Origin of the sequence: Wolbachia endosymbiont (group A) of Oxytorus armatus (assembly GCF_964027005.1) — a bacterium.
GTDB classification, from domain to species: domain Bacteria; phylum Pseudomonadota; class Alphaproteobacteria; order Rickettsiales; family Anaplasmataceae; genus Wolbachia; species Wolbachia pipientis.
In genome coordinates this window covers 1,173,399-1,188,209 of record NZ_OZ034719.1, presented here as the reverse complement: position 1 = coordinate 1,188,209, position 14,811 = coordinate 1,173,399, and the positions used below count along the sequence as shown (strand labels likewise).

The window sequence follows — 14,811 nt, the reverse complement described above, 5'->3', positions numbered from 1 at the left end:
AAGAATAGTAATTTGTTATTTATATTAATAAATTTAATTCTATTGAAAATAGCTAAAGCATTGAAATTCTTGAATTTTAGCCAGATTAGTGAGTGGTAGTGAAATTTCTTTTACTCAAATTTAGGTATTCACTGACCGTTCTTGTTATAAATACCAGAATAATAAGCTACTGATATTCTCCACCTTTTTTATCTTTAATCCATCATAGCTAGCGATGCAACAAAGCCCACCGATTCATTCTACTGCAACGCAGAAAATTCGTACAATTGTGCATAATGTGGGGCTTCTGGCTACATTTTTCTATTGAACTCACCTTTTCTCTATGTGACAGATTTCGTATTAAATTTTAAATTTAATGCGCCTAGATATACAAGCATTCCTAGCAAAACCATAGGTATAGAAAGCAACTGCCCCATAGTTAAATCAAGCCACAAATAGCCAATTTGATAGTCTGGTTCGCGAAAAAACTCAACGAAAAAACGTGCTATTCCATACCACATAACTGCAATACCAGTTAACGCACCGTGATACAGTCTTATTCTAGTTAAGAAAAACAGTGAATTTGCAACTGCAAAAAGTAGCAGTCCTTCAAAAAGTGCCTCATAAAGCTGGCTTGGATGATGCAGCAAATTATCACCACTCTCTGGAAATACCATACCCCATGGCATAGTTGTAACTCTGCCAAATAACTCTCCGTTTATAAAATTGCCTATGCGACCTAAAAATAAACCTATGGGAACTCCGCAAGAAACTAGGTCCAGTGCATAAAATATAGGAATGTTATGTCTTCTGCAGGAGATTATTACTGCAAGCAAAACTCCTATAGCACCGCCATGAAATGACATCCCTCCTTCCCAGGTCTTCAATATCTCGATAGGGTTGCTTATATAAAGAACTGGATCATATATCAATACGTAGCCAAGTCTACCTCCAAGGATAATACCTACAATAGTGGCTGTTAATAACGAATCGTAAAAATTCTTAGTAAATATTTTTTGGTCATCTAGCCTATGTAAATACCAATATGCAAACACTATACCCAAAACGTAGGCTAAGGAATACCAATATATAGAAACAGGACCGATGCTGAAAATTACTGGATTTAAAGACATATTTTGCTATAAATTATTTTTAGACAATCTACTTTTTTCACGATCCCACTCTCTCTGTTTTATGGTTGCTCTCTTATCGTAGAGTTTTTTTCCTTTTACAATGGCAATTTTAGTTTTTGCAAATCCTTTATCGTTAAAATAGACCGAAAGCGGCACAACAGTTATCCCAGCAGTCTTGATTTGACCAATTAGTTTATTTATCTCCTTTTTATGCAAGAGTAATTTACGTTCCCTTTTTGGTTTATGATTTTTTCGGTTCGCAGCTTTATATTCTGCAATATGCATATTGTGCAGCCATACTTCGCTATTCTTTTCAACAACGTAGGCGTCGGAAATATTTACTTTTCTTTCTCTTAGCGATTTAACTTCACTGCTTAATAAGACCATACCCGCTTCAAATTCTTCTAAGATGAAATATTCAAACCTTGCTTTCCTATTTTCTGCAATAACTTCCATATTTAAAGATATCTTTAAGCTTCAATATATTACAGAGTTTTTGACTTAATTCATAATAAAACAGTTATCCCAATAAATATAAGGTGCCAGGCTAGTCTGATAGCAACAGGATAACAAAAATCAAGTAAGTACTTCTTTTGCCTTTCCAGATACAAGTTCCTGCTTTACTCCTTTCATTTCAGTTTTAGGCTTTGACATTATATATTGACCAGCACCAACTATGAGCGCAGATCCTGCAGCTAGTCCAATTATTGCTGGTACAGATAGGGCAGTAGCAAATGCAAGTGCAACACCAACTATCACTGCAGTTACAAAACACACAATAACACCTTTTACAATTGCATTTTTTGCAGATTGTTCTTTTTCTTTCACAATTGCATTTTTTCCAACCTGTTTTTCTTCCTTTTTCTCTGGAAGCTGCATTACATCTTTATTTTCAGTAAGATCCTTTGGCGTTTTTTTATTCTCATTTTTTAACGTTTGCTTTTTTTCCGCTTCCTCTAAAAGCTGAATTATACCTTGATCTTTAGTGAGGTCTCTTGGCGTTTTTCCATCAACATCTTTTAATGAAGGGTCTGCTCCAGCTTCTAGCAGAACTTTTACTATACCTTCGTGGCCATTTTTAGCAGCAAGATGTAAAGGAGTACGTCTATCACCATTTTTTGCCTTAACCTTTGCTCCTTTTGCGATTAGAGTTTTTACTATATCTTCGTGGCCATTTTCAGCAGCAACATGCAAAGGAGTCCATCTATCAGCATCCTTTATATTAACATCTGCTTTCTCAACTAGAATTTTTACTACCTCTATGTGGTTATTTTCAGCAGCAAGATGTAAAGCAGTACATCTATCATCATTTTCTGCATTAACCTTTGCTCCTTTTTTGATTAGAATGTCTACTACATCTTTATGGCCCTTTTTGGCAGCAAGATGTAAAGGAGCCCATCCTTTATCATTTTCTGCATTAACATTTGCTCCTTTTCCAATTAGAGTGTTTACTACATTTTCGTGGTTCTTTTCAACAGCAAAATGTAAAGAAGTCCATCCATCACCATTTTTTGCATCAACAATTGCTCCTTTTCCAGTTAGAATGGTTACTACATCTTCGTGGCCATAGTGAGCAGCAATATGTAAAGGAGTAATTTTATTATCATGTTCTGCATTAATATCTGCCCCGTTTTCAATCAGAGCTTTTGCTACATTTGCACAGTTCCAATAAGAAGCAAGATGTAACAATTTGACTTCCTTAGAATTTTGACCACGAGATATAGTAAATATGTAATTTATGCCAGATCTACTATCATTGTCAGGTTTACTCTTTTCCCACTCTTGACATAAATCTGGATCTTCTTCTTGTAACTTAGCTTTTATTTTTTCAACTATATTGTCCTTGCTCAAATCTGAAAGGTCATTTATTTTTTTTAATATTTCCATAAATTTATCATATTCCATAACTTCCTCACTTAAAATACATAACTTAGTTGTTATATCTTTTAACATAGAAGTCAAGAACCTAAATATTCGTTATTATCTTTCCTTAAAGAGTCATTTTAGTTATATTACAGACTATGAAAAACCTCAACTTTAGGAAGGAAATCAAATTTTTTCTCTGTCGTTTATAATTTTATTTGTTCTATGGACTGTATTGTCTGGTTATTTTGAACCGTTTTTTATTTTTTGTGGAGTGTTTTCCTCTATATTCACATCGTTTATCTTTAGAAGGTTGATAAACGCTGAAAGAGCTCTTAGCCAGATTTTAAATAGTACGAGTAGACTGTCGTTTTATAAGTTAGTAAGTTATATACCATGGTTAATGTACCAAATCATTTTATCAAGTGTTTATGTAACAAAAAAGGTGCTACAACTCAAATCTAAGCTTGAGCCGATTATTATTCTCAAGAAATGCAAAGGGCATAATGATGAAAGCATTGCGTTATTTGCCAATTCAGTCACAATCACTCCCGGAACTTTAACTATCAATGTTGAAAGCAAGCAAAAAACGTATTTGTCTACCATATGCTTGATAGATAAAAACCTTGAAAGCGGCATTTCTGAAATAGAAAACAAAATCTTAAAAATACTACGTTCAGTTAAGTAATTGCTTTAAATAAGTTAACAGCATCCTTATATTCCCTTACAAGACTTTCAAGCATTTCTTTTGGAAGGCTATTATTAACAATAGAACATAAATAATTATATAAATCTTCTAACCTTAATATGTTATTTCTCTTCTTGCTGTTAAATTTATACGGAAAAATACCTTCCATAACTTCAATAGTAGTAGCCTTGTTTAAAAATACATTTTCACTTGTCACGCTTATTCTTGCTAAAACAGTGTTAATTTCAGGTTCGTCACTCGTATAAAAATCTGATAGCTGAGTTATTCTAATAACGTACAAAGTTACTATTTTTGACAAGCAATTATCAGCATATTCACAATTTTTTATTACCTCCCACTGAGTAACCTGAGATTTACCTATTTTTGCATTGTTCGGTAATTTACTCATTGAACTTTCTCCATTTAATCCAGTGTAATAAATTATACTAATACTTTGTTAAATAAATAATAACGCGATTACAAAAATATATACTTATAGTGGTATATTATACAAAAATAGCACAATATCTAAGCATTAAAGCTAGTTTTAGCTGGGTACATGGGGCTATTCGTTATTTTGTGTTGTCCAGTGAGGTCCAAAATTAGAGGTCCACTTATATAAAGAGTTTAGTCTGCCTTCTTTGCTATAAAATAAGTTTTCCTTTTGAGCTGTTTTGTTAGTATTAACTAAATTATAAACTAACTGTGCTATAATGAAAAAGATAAAACTCGGAATACTAATTTCAGGTAGGGGATCGAATATGCAGGCCTTAATAGAAGCATGTCAAGATCAGAATTTTCCCGCAGAAGTTGCATGTGTTATCACAAATAATAGCGAAGCTGCTGGTCTGAAAACAGCAGAGCAAGCAGGAATCCCAGCGTTTATTGTTAAAGATAAACCACTTGATGCTGATAAAATTCACAAAATACTTGTTCAACAGAAGGTTGATTTAATTTGCCTTGCAGGATTTATGAGAATTCTCAAAGCTGATTTTCTGAGTAAATGGCATAACAAGGTGATAAATATTCATCCCTCTTTACTTCCGTCTTTTAAAGGTCTAAACGCTCAAGAGCAAGCTCTAAAAGCAGGTGTAAAAATTACAGGTTGTACTGTACATTATGTCACTCCTGAAGTTGATGCTGGAGCCGTAATTGCTCAAGTTGCTGTGCCAGTGCTACCAAATGATGATGTTCAAAGCCTTTCAGAACGCATTCTAGCTGAGGAGCATAAGTGTTATGTAGAAGCAGTAAGGTCAATAGCAGAAGATATATGACTGTAATAATTATTGACCTTGAGCGTTTTTTCCAACTTCAACAAAAAATAAATTTTCAGGTTCCAGTAAAGAACTTGCCAGTTCGTTTACTTCCTCTAATTTAACATCATTAATGATATTCGCATAATTATTTATACGGTTAACATCACGATCATTTATCTGCATATTATCTAGCAGCGTTGCTGTATTTGTGTTATTGGACAGGAAAAGGACAAGATTATTTACCAAGCCAATTTTTGCATCCTTGAACAATTGTTCGTCAATTCCTTGCTTTTTTATTCTGCTAAATGTATCTTTTACTGCTGATATAGCTTTGCCAGCAGTAGAACTATCAGTACTTATAAATCCAGATATAATATTTCCATGTTTATTGGAAATAATACTTGCATAAACACCATAAGTAATACCCAAGTTTTGCCTCAGTTCTGTCATTAATATTGAATTCAGCCTCATGCCACCAAGTGCATCAATTAAGACACCAGCGTTATAATAATTAGGATCTTCATAAGCTATACCTTTTTGAGCAAAAAGTATCACACTCTGTGGTATATCCATAAAAATATTCTTACTTTCTGCAGAACCAAAATTATTTTTTACAGGTATTTTTCTAACTTTTGATCTTTTTGACGGCAATTTAGATAAATATTTATCTAATAGCGTAATAATTTCTTCTTTTTTTGTACAACCAGCAACACTGATAACTATGTTATCTTTAGCAAAATTACGCTTTATGTATGTTAAAACATCGTCTCTAGTAATGCTCATTATAGTATCAAGAGTACCGTACACACTTTTTGAGTAAGGATGTTTTTTAAACAATAACGTATCTAATTCTTTTCCAGCAACAAAATAAGGATTTTTTTCAAGATTATTAAAATCAACTTTGGCTTTCTCGAAAACTCTATTCAACCCTTCAGGGTCAACTTTAGGACGCATTATAGTATCGCTCAGTAATGAAATTGCTTCCTCTAGATTGTCAGACAAAGTATTTAATGAAACCCTAAATGCTTCTAAATCAGCAATAAAATTTAAACTAATCCCTTTATCTTCAAGCTTTTTCGCAAAATCTTTGGCATCATTTTTTCCTGCCCCTTCTTGGATTACAAGAGAAGTAAACCAAGCAAGCCCCTGTTTTTCCTTATTCTCATACACATAACCTGCATCCTTGAACGATATATTTAGTGAAACTTTTGGCAAATCATGATTTTCTACAAATAAAAACTTAAATCCTTTACGGGTAGTGACCTCCTCTATATTTAGGTTACCACTTGCTTGTAAATTAAAGCCTAGACAGAAAAAAAATAGAAATATAATTTTACTTATTCTCATTATTATCTCCTTTTGGTAATAAACGACCAATTAACTTATTAGCAGAAAAAATAGCACGGATTTTATTATTTACATCCTCTAGATTGACATCATTAATCTTGCTATATGAAATATCTATTTCATCAAGTGGAATACCAAGTGCAAGGTGTGGCACATAGAACATCGCTATATGAGTTAAGTCAGATAGATTATCAAACTGTGCTGCCTTATACCTATATTTTGAGCTTTGTAATTCCTCGCTCGTCACCCCTTTAGATACGAAGCCATTAATAGCATTATCTAACTCTCTTTCAACAATATCTAAATTAGCGCCACTTTTTGGAATTATCATAATATCAATGTAGCCATCACTAAAAGCTAGGCTATTATAATAAGCAAACACTGATACTGCCACATCTTTATCTAAAACCAAATCTTTATACAGTTTGCTGGATTTGCCGCCACCTAAAATGTCAACCGCTAAATGAGCAGCAGAGGCTTCATTTATGTGATCAAATAAGGGAACACGATAACGAAAATATAAAACTGATTCTTTTACTTCAGTGCTCTCTAAGGTCACCGATAGACCTGCATTATGCACTGGATCCTGATTTGGGTAATTTCTCATTACAGGCTTAGCTTTAATTTCGCCATATTTTTCTTCTGCTAATTTCACTACTTTATCAAACTCCACATCACCCACAATCAGCAATATTGCATTACCAGGGTGATAATAACTATCGTGAAACCTCACTATGTCATCCTGATTGTAAGTTTTGATATCGCTCTCCCAGCCGATAACAGACCTACCATAGCCAGTACGGTAAAATGCACTATCCATTTCTTCCCATAACAAGTTATGAGGTTGGTTATCAAATCTCATCTTTCTTTCTTCTAATACGATGTTTTTTTCTCTATCTATTTTGTCTTGAGTAACATTAAAGCTGCCCATTCTATCTGCTTCAACTTCCATTGCAAGTGGTAAATCTTTTTTGGGGATCAACTCAAAATAACAGGTATATTCTTTAGTGGTAAATGCGTTAAATTGAGCCCCAATGCTACTCATAGTGGCTTCTATATCTGTGAACTTCCCTGTAGTTTCAAACATTAAATGTTCAAAGTAGTGAGCCAATCCTGCTTTGCCGATTGGATCATCCATTCCCCCAACTTTGTATATTACTGCATGTAAAACGGCTGGAATCCGATGATTAGAAACAACATAAACATCTAGTCCGTTACTGAGTTTAGTATATTTTATGTTGTGCTCTATGTTTAAAGCATTCGAAGAAATTGGGTAAGTAAAAAAAAGTACAGGTAGTATAAGAAAACTAAAAAACTTATGAAGCATTATTTCGACCTAATATAAAAACAATTATTTTATTCCTCATTTTGTTTAGAAATAAGCATATCGTATATATACCACTTATATAACAATGTAAACATTCCACAAACTATAGATAAATCTGCTAAATTAAAGGCTGGCCAATACCAATCATCAATATGAAAATATATGAAATCATATACAGCTCCCCAATAGATCCTATCAACTACGTTTCCGATTGCTCCACCAATCATCAGAGAAAAACCAAGGTAAGTTGACTGATCGTCAGACTTGTATATCAAATATGCAAGTATACCGATTATTAGTATTGAAAATGCTGAAAAAAAGAAACCGCCATGTGGTAAAGCGCTACACATTCCAAAACTAATACCTGAATTCCAAACTTCAACTAGTTTTATAAAACTAGCGATCTCAATTGATTCTCCTTCATCAATCAATGAGTTTATGTACAATTTGCTCGTTTGGTCAATCAATACTATAATTAATATAACAACTAAGCATAACTTTTTCATAAATTTGCCTTTAACCTATAAACTTTAAGTATATCATAATTTATCTGTTTTGTTAACTCCTCAATACTATGGAATTTTTTTTCTGACCTTATGAATTTTAAAAGTTGTATATTGACTTTATGACTATATACGTCTTCATCAAAATCGAATATGTGCATTTCTATTATAGGCTTTTTCAGATCCTTAAAAGTAGGTCTCATACCAATATTGACTACTCCATATAACCAATTTGGATTACTATCAGGAAAAGTCACTCTAGCGTAATATGTGCCAAACTTAGGTTTTATCATGCAATCTTCTATAGGAATATTTATGGTTGGAAATCCTATTTCTCTACCTCTACATGCACCTTTTGTCACAACACCAGAAACTTGATAAGGCCTGCCGAGCAATTTATTAGCAATTTCTATTTCGCCCCTTTGTACATACTCCCTTATTGAAGAAGAAGAGCAAATTTTGCCGTCAATTGTTAATGGCTCTAATTTAGTCAAAGAGTATCCATATATTTCAGAATATTTCTCTAGAGTTAATATATTACCCAATCGTTTATGACCAAAAGTGCAATTTTCTCCGACAATTATGTGTTTAGCGCCATATTTATCTATTAAAATCTCACTGATAAAGTCATCGCAGCTAACCTCAGAAAAACCTCTATTAAAATTAATAATATATAAGTAATCTATACCATAGCTGCTGATTAGTTCCTTTTTTTGTTCTTGGTCTATTAACCTAAAATTGTTTCTACCAAATAAAACAGTTGATGGGTGAGGCTCAAAAGTTAAAACTGCAGAGGGTAATCCTCTTTCTTGTGCTACCTTCTTTAGAGTAGAAATTGCAAACTCGTGTCCTAAATGAATGCCATCGAAATTTCCGAAGGTTAGTGCTATATTATTTTCTATTCCTTGCTCACAATTATAAATAATTTTCATACAATTTGATGTTTTTACATGTTTCTTATATATAATAACTATATTTTAGTAAGCTACGGAGATAAATTGTGAAAAATGTTGTGATATATGTAAAGAAGGGCTGTCCATACTGCATAAGGGCAAAGGATTTACTAGATAAAAAAGGTGTGAAGTATGAAGAAATTGATGTGCTCAAAAACTCAGATCTATTTAACGACATAAAATCAAAGTATAACGTTAGAACAGTTCCACAGATTTTTATCAACGATAAGCACATTGGGGGGTGTGACAAATTGATGGATCTTGAAAAAGAAGGAAAGTTGGATGATATGCTAAATAATAATGACAATCACACTGATGTCACAACCTACACAAACAGCAATGATGAATGTGGAGAGTGTGTTATACCACATGATGATTTTATGTAACTTTTTATCTTGTTTTGTCGTGTAATACGTAAATGAAAACTAGTATGCTCACTTTAAACAATTCTTAATGAATTAAAAATACAATTCATTCAGTGAGTTTTTTTAGTGGGAAAAAATGACAAAAAATATTTCAATTATTAGCAGAAACTTAATTAGTATCGAATTAGTTAACAAACAAGATTTAGAGAATTTCATCAAGATTTTCACAGTGCTTGATAAACATATAGCAGCTAAAACACTTTTTACAGAAGAAGTGAGAATAGAGTATAAACAACACAACGGCATAGAAGTTGTTGAATTGCTAAAAGATACAGACTTTACATATCATGAGGTTGAAAATGTATTGAACCACCTGAGTAAACATGGAATGAAGGTGCCCAGCAGTGTTATAGCACACACCCTTTTTGCTGCATACAATCATGCACTTGAATTTAAGGATGTAGCATTTTCCTTTTCTGAAGGCTCTCCACAATTTAACATCAGAGTGAGTAAGAACACCTTCATAATAACTCCTATGAGTGAGGAGAATTTGGAATTGAATTCACAAAGTAGCAAGAAATTAATAGAGTCGTTACAGAGCGAAAAAAATATTTATGATTGTATAGTAGAAGAAAATACCATTAAAGTTATAGTGCATTCTGAAATACATCAAGCTATAAATTTGATTATAAAATCACTGATAAAGTCTCGCCTTTTAGCAAAAGAGGAAGAAGGAAAATTCAAAGAGAAATTGAGACAACTTGCTTTTAAGGATCAAGCTTTTGTTGAGTATTCCAGTATCAAAACCATCAGTAGGTATCCACATAATCATCCTCTGAGAAAGCATGAAAGTGTTACTAAGGATATAGAAAATATTTTATGTGATTTCATAGCAAATGAGAATAGCGAGTTCGCTATAGAGCGGTTAAATAGGCTGAGCTCAGCAGTTTCTCCGGATACTCCAAGAATCATCACTAAAACTATAGATAAACTTGTTAAGTTTCACTAAGATATACGAGAGCCAATAGACTTCTTGTATTACCTTTTGTCATCCAAGTAGCCAAGGCTACTTGGTTCTTTTTTTGGGTTCCAGCTATGTACATAGCTGTATGAACATTGTAGCCGTTATTCAAGTAGCCCGCAGAAGCGAAAAACTTACTTGACAAACTCCGCCAACTCCCTTATCATGAAACTGAAGCTATTTATTTATCTTCTCTGTACAGATTAAATGACAAAAAAACTCACGTATCTGGCGTCTCATGTTTAATTTTTTGCACTATGTGCACCTTATGTCTTTATAAAAATCTAGGTTTTTACCTAATATAAGCTAAAATGCGCTTATAAAGCATTTAAAACATAAAAAAACGCCAACTTAAAAAATGGATAGTGAATAACTAGCTACCCTAGGGTTTCTTTTGCCTTTTTTCTGTTTAGTAAATTTCTTAATGTTTATAATTTAGATTAGTTGCGGCTTAAAAGCAACTGAATCGCGGTTATTAAACGTTTAGAATAAAAAAACGCCATACTTGAAAGTATAATGTAAGTAATTAGCCAACCACGGGGCTTCTTTTGCCTTTTTTTTCGTTTGGCAAATTTTTTAACATTTATAGCTAAACGACAACCGTCATCCCGCTACTTGTGAGCGGCTGAGATACCGTGGCGGGACTCCGCCAACAATATTGCAATAAACCTGAAACTTGAGAAGACTATTTCCCGAAAGCTTCTACAAAAAGAACGGAGAGTTGAATTTATTTATAGAGCTAATGATCAAATAACCATATGTCTCGATGGATAATATATGGTAGAGCTCATGGGCAACAAGAAATTAATAGTTCGTATTAGTTGTAGTTATGAAGTAAATCGATTAGCAGAGTTGTATCTATTAGATGCATATGAAAAATTAGTGTTAAGTAAACCAATAAAAGCGAGCAAAAAGGAAGAAAACTCTGAATATAAGAAAGTAGATTTGAGGACGGTAAAATGGTAACAGTTAGTTTATATGCAAGAGTTTCTTCAGGGAAGCAAGCACAAGAAGATACAATAGCAAGCCAAATTGCTACTATAGAGAATCAAATTAGTATGGATGGACATAAATTATTAAATGAATATAAATTTATTGATAATGGTTATAGTGGTTCTAACATAATCCGTCCTGGTTTGGAAAAATTACGTGATAAAATAGCAGAAGGTAACATTGATAAGGTTTATATTCATTCTCCTGATCGTTTATCTCGTAAGTATGCATATCAGATGATATTACTTGAAGAGTTTAAGAAATTAGGAGTGGAAGTCATTTTTTTAAATCATCAAATTAGCGATAATCCAGAATCTCAATTACTATTACAAATGCAAGGTATGATAGCAGAATACGAACGTGCAAAAATCATGGAACGAAGTCGTCGAGGAAAGATTTATGCAGCAAATAAGGGTTGTATAAGTGTAATGAGTGCTGCTCCTTATGGCTATCGTTATATAAACAAAAATACAGAAACAGGACAGGCCTTATTTGAGATTTATGAAGAAGAAGCTGAAGTTGTTCGTAAAGTATTTTCTTGGGTAGGAAGAGAAAGAGCCAGTATAGGAGAAGTATGTCGTAGGCTAAGTGCTATGTCCATTATGACGAGAACTGGAAAAGAGTATTGGGATAGGGCTGTAGTTTTGAGTATGTTAAAAAACTCTGCTTATAAAGGACAAGCAGCTTTTGGTAAAACAAGGTTTGGTGTCAAACTAAAACATATAAGACCGAAAAAAAACTCCTGCGAGCATCCAAAAGATAATTATTCTACTTATCCTGTTCCAAAAGAGGATTGGATTTATATTAAAGTACCTAGTATAGTAAGCGAAGATTTATTTGAAATCGTTCAAGAACAATTAGCTGAGAATAGAAAAATAGCAAGAACAAGACAAAGAGGAGCAAGACATTTATTGCAAGGTTTAGTAGTATGTAAGCTTTGCAATTATGCATATTATGGTACTAGCACTGCAAGGAATAAGGAGGGGGAAAAAACTAATAATCAGGTATATTATCGTTGTGTTGGCACGGATTCATACCGTTTTGGCGGTAATAAAATGTGTAACAACAAATTAATTCGTACAGATACATTAGACATGGCTGTGTGGGAAGAGGTAAAACATCTATTAAAAAATCCAAATAGAATATTAGAGGAGTATAAACGTAGACTTTCAGAACTTAAAAAATCACCACTAGATCAAAAAAGTGCTTTGCTTGAAATACAAGAAGATAAGTTAAAACGAGGTATTGCAAGGTTAATTGATAGTTATGCTCAAGAATATATTGATCAAGAAGAATTTGAGCCAAGAATTAAAGCAATGAAACAAAACTTAAAAATGGTTGAAGAACAAAAGAAAAAGATATTTGATCAGAAAAAACTCACACAAGAGTTAACTCTAGTAGTAACAAATTTAGAGGGGTTTTCCTCTAGTATTAACTCAAGTCTTAATAATGCAGACTGGCTAACTAAACGTGATATTATTAGAACGTTAGTTAAGCGAATTGAGATTAATTTTGAGGATGTAAACATTGTGTTTAGAGTAAAAGAGCTTCCAGACTCTTTTCATATGGAGAAAAATCAATGCTTGCAATGTTGTTGTAGGGGTAGGTATGACGGTTCGTGGCGGCATGACGTAGAATTTTATACTCACCAACTCAGTATTCCAACCTGGATTGTATCTTATCGGTAAAAAAGAAGAGCTATTTTAGGAAGTTTTTATAGGACTAAAACCAAAGAAAACTTGCATATAAGTTTATCAAGATGTAAAATTAAAGTTATTTTAAAAGAATAGGTTAATTATGAATCTTGTAACAAAATCTGCTATCGATTTTACTGCTTCATCTGTTCTCTCTGACGGAGAAATTGTTGATGATTTCTGTCTGAGTAAGCGCATAAAAAATAAGTATGCTGTCCTTTTTTTCTATCCACTTGATTTTACTTTTGTTTGCCCAACTGAATTGATATCGCTCAATAATAGAATAAATGAGTTTGCAAAGCGTGGTGTTGAAGTGATAGGAATAAGTGTAGATTCAAAATTTTCACATTATAAATGGCGAAACACTCCAGTTAATGATGGTGGTATTGGAGAGATTAGCTACACTTTAGTGTCTGATATCAAAAAGTCTATATCAAGAGACTATGGGGTCTTATATGATGACTCAATTGCGCTGAGAGCAACTTTCGTTATTGATGATGAATTTATTGTACGTCATCAATCGATAAATGATTTGCCTTTAGGGCGTAATATCGATGAATTCGTTAGAATCGTTGATGCAATTAAACATAATGAGGAGCATGGTGAAGTATGTCCAGCAGGCTGGAAGAAAGGTAAGCCAGCAATGCAGGCAAGCGATGAAGGAGTAGCTGATTATCTAAACTCATACAGTGAAGAATTATAAATTTAGTACAAAAGTTCTTATTATTGGATCTGGGGCAGCGGGTTATGCTGCCGCTATATATGCAGCACGTGCAAACTTAGAGCCAATTGTAGTAACGGGAATGCAGCCTGGTGGTCAGCTTACAATTACTACAGATGTTGAAAACTATCCTGGTTTTGTTTCAATACAGGGTCCAGAACTAATGGAGCAAATGAGGTTGCATGCAGAAAAGGTTGGAGCAAAAATAATAGATGATGAGATAAAAAGCGTTGAACAACTTGAGGACTTTAATGAGTATAGATTTAGATCTTCTGGTAATATCAATGACTACTATTCAGATGCAATTATCATTGCATCTGGTGCGCAAGCGAAGTGGCTTGGTTTAGAAAGTGAAAAGAAATTTCAGGGTTATGGGGTTTCAGCTTGTGCGACTTGCGATGGTGCATTTTTTAGGAATAAAGTTGTAGCTGTGATTGGTGGTGGAAACACTGCTGTTGAAGAAGCAATATTTTTAACTCGATTTGCTAAAGAAGTGATATTAATACACAGGCGTGATAAATTAAGAGCGGAAAAAGTAATGCAAGATAGGCTCTTTAAAAATGATAAAATAAAAGTAATGTGGAACCATACCGTAGAGCAGATTCTTGGAGAAGAAAATCCAAAAAGGGTTGCTGGTATTGCGATTAAATCAGCAGAAACCCAAGAATTAAAAGTGGATGGAGTGTTCATTGCAATCGGGCATGCACCAAATGCGGGTATTTTTAAAGGCTTTGTTGAAATGGATGAGCAGGGTTACATCATTACAAAACCTGGAACAACTTTAACTAGTAGGGCAGGAGTGTTTGCTGCAGGTGATGTTCAAGATAAGGTATATCGTCAAGCAGTAGTTGCAGCAGGAACAGGATGCATGGCTGCGCTTGATGCAGAAAAGTTTTTGGAGTCGTAGTTAATTCTAGGATTTTAGATAAATTGCTTGCAATTTTCCTTTTCTTTTACATAATTATATT

General features: G+C 33.4%; 16 protein-coding genes. 8 read left to right on the top strand and 8 right to left on the bottom strand.

Going from position 1 to position 14,811, the window contains the following annotated elements; genetic code table 11:
* Positions 1-320: 320 nt before the first annotated feature.
* The 3 genes from lgt to AAGD79_RS05880 form a co-directional block, all read right to left on the bottom strand.
* Positions 321-1,112, bottom strand: coding sequence for a prolipoprotein diacylglyceryl transferase (gene lgt, locus AAGD79_RS05890; RefSeq protein ID WP_006280508.1), 792 nt, complete (start codon positions 1,110-1,112; stop codon positions 321-323).
* Between the two features lie 6 nt (positions 1,113-1,118).
* Entirely contained in the window at positions 1,119-1,568 is a 450-nt protein-coding gene (gene smpB, locus AAGD79_RS05885) for an SsrA-binding protein SmpB (RefSeq protein WP_007548863.1), read from the bottom strand.
* Between the two features lie 120 nt (positions 1,569-1,688).
* On the bottom strand, positions 1,689-3,065 hold the full coding sequence (locus tag AAGD79_RS05880; protein WP_341811289.1) for an ankyrin repeat domain-containing protein: 1,377 nt from the start codon (positions 3,063-3,065) through the stop codon (positions 1,689-1,691).
* A 145-nt stretch (positions 3,066-3,210) separates the two neighbouring features.
* On the opposite strand from AAGD79_RS05880, the gene AAGD79_RS05875 reads away from it, so the two are divergent.
* Positions 3,211-3,663, top strand: a complete 453-nt coding sequence (locus tag AAGD79_RS05875) for a Na+/H+ antiporter subunit E (RefSeq protein ID WP_410541940.1) — start codon at positions 3,211-3,213, stop codon at positions 3,661-3,663.
* Here the strand turns inward: AAGD79_RS05875 and AAGD79_RS05870 are convergent.
* Positions 3,656-4,072 carry a hypothetical protein gene (locus AAGD79_RS05870; protein ID WP_006279382.1) on the bottom strand — a complete coding sequence of 139 codons (417 nt, stop codon included), beginning with the start codon at positions 4,070-4,072 and terminating at the stop codon, positions 3,656-3,658. The two genes, AAGD79_RS05875 and AAGD79_RS05870, sit on opposite strands and share 8 nt — an antisense overlap.
* Before the next feature lie 304 nt (positions 4,073-4,376).
* On the opposite strand from AAGD79_RS05870, the gene purN reads away from it, so the two are divergent.
* Positions 4,377-4,937 carry a phosphoribosylglycinamide formyltransferase gene (gene purN / locus AAGD79_RS05865; RefSeq protein WP_265043177.1) on the top strand — a complete coding sequence of 187 codons (561 nt, stop codon included), beginning with the start codon at positions 4,377-4,379 and terminating at the stop codon, positions 4,935-4,937.
* 9 nt (positions 4,938-4,946) lie between these two features.
* Here purN and AAGD79_RS05860 read toward each other — a convergent pair whose 3' ends face one another.
* From AAGD79_RS05860 to ribF, 4 genes are read right to left on the bottom strand one after another with little or no spacing between them, the layout of a single operon-like run.
* Positions 4,947-6,266 carry a M16 family metallopeptidase gene (locus AAGD79_RS05860; protein ID WP_010962819.1) on the bottom strand — a complete coding sequence of 440 codons (1,320 nt, stop codon included), beginning with the start codon at positions 6,264-6,266 and terminating at the stop codon, positions 4,947-4,949.
* Positions 6,253-7,593, bottom strand: coding sequence for a pitrilysin family protein (locus AAGD79_RS05855; RefSeq protein ID WP_341811288.1), 1,341 nt, complete (start codon positions 7,591-7,593; stop codon positions 6,253-6,255). The genes AAGD79_RS05860 and AAGD79_RS05855 overlap by 14 nt, the downstream gene beginning before the upstream one ends.
* A gap of 29 nt (positions 7,594-7,622) precedes the next feature.
* Complete coding sequence (lspA, locus tag AAGD79_RS05850; RefSeq protein WP_006279329.1) at positions 7,623-8,099, bottom strand: signal peptidase II; 477 nt, start codon at positions 8,097-8,099, stop codon at positions 7,623-7,625.
* Positions 8,096-9,028, bottom strand: coding sequence for a riboflavin biosynthesis protein RibF (gene ribF, locus AAGD79_RS05845; protein ID WP_010082493.1), 933 nt, complete (start codon positions 9,026-9,028; stop codon positions 8,096-8,098). Before ribF ends, lspA begins: the two co-directional genes overlap by 4 nt.
* Before the next feature lie 68 nt (positions 9,029-9,096).
* On the opposite strand from ribF, the gene grxC reads away from it, so the two are divergent.
* The 6 genes from grxC (at position 9,097) to trxB (ending at position 14,750) form a co-directional block, all read left to right on the top strand.
* The gene (grxC, locus tag AAGD79_RS05840) at positions 9,097-9,435 is read left to right on the top strand and encodes a glutaredoxin 3 (protein ID WP_007550037.1); all 339 of its coding nucleotides are present in this window, start codon (positions 9,097-9,099) and stop codon (positions 9,433-9,435) included.
* 115 nt (positions 9,436-9,550) lie between these two features.
* Positions 9,551-10,423 (top strand): hypothetical protein, encoded by an 873-nt coding sequence (locus AAGD79_RS05835; RefSeq protein ID WP_007550039.1) that lies wholly within the window; start codon positions 9,551-9,553, stop codon positions 10,421-10,423.
* 801 nt (positions 10,424-11,224) lie between these two features.
* Positions 11,225-11,401: a hypothetical protein gene (locus AAGD79_RS05830; RefSeq protein ID WP_182319925.1), complete on the top strand. Its 177-nt coding sequence runs from the start codon at positions 11,225-11,227 to the stop codon at positions 11,399-11,401.
* On the top strand, positions 11,395-13,116 hold the full coding sequence (locus tag AAGD79_RS05825; RefSeq protein WP_341811287.1) for a recombinase family protein: 1,722 nt from the start codon (positions 11,395-11,397) through the stop codon (positions 13,114-13,116). The genes AAGD79_RS05830 and AAGD79_RS05825 overlap by 7 nt, the downstream gene beginning before the upstream one ends.
* Before the next feature lie 109 nt (positions 13,117-13,225).
* Positions 13,226-13,825, top strand: coding sequence for a peroxiredoxin (locus AAGD79_RS05820; protein ID WP_341811286.1), 600 nt, complete (start codon positions 13,226-13,228; stop codon positions 13,823-13,825).
* The gene (trxB, locus tag AAGD79_RS05815) at positions 13,812-14,750 is read left to right on the top strand and encodes a thioredoxin-disulfide reductase (protein WP_174516028.1); all 939 of its coding nucleotides are present in this window, start codon (positions 13,812-13,814) and stop codon (positions 14,748-14,750) included. Before AAGD79_RS05820 ends, trxB begins: the two co-directional genes overlap by 14 nt.
* The last annotated feature ends 61 nt before the right edge of the window (positions 14,751-14,811 follow it).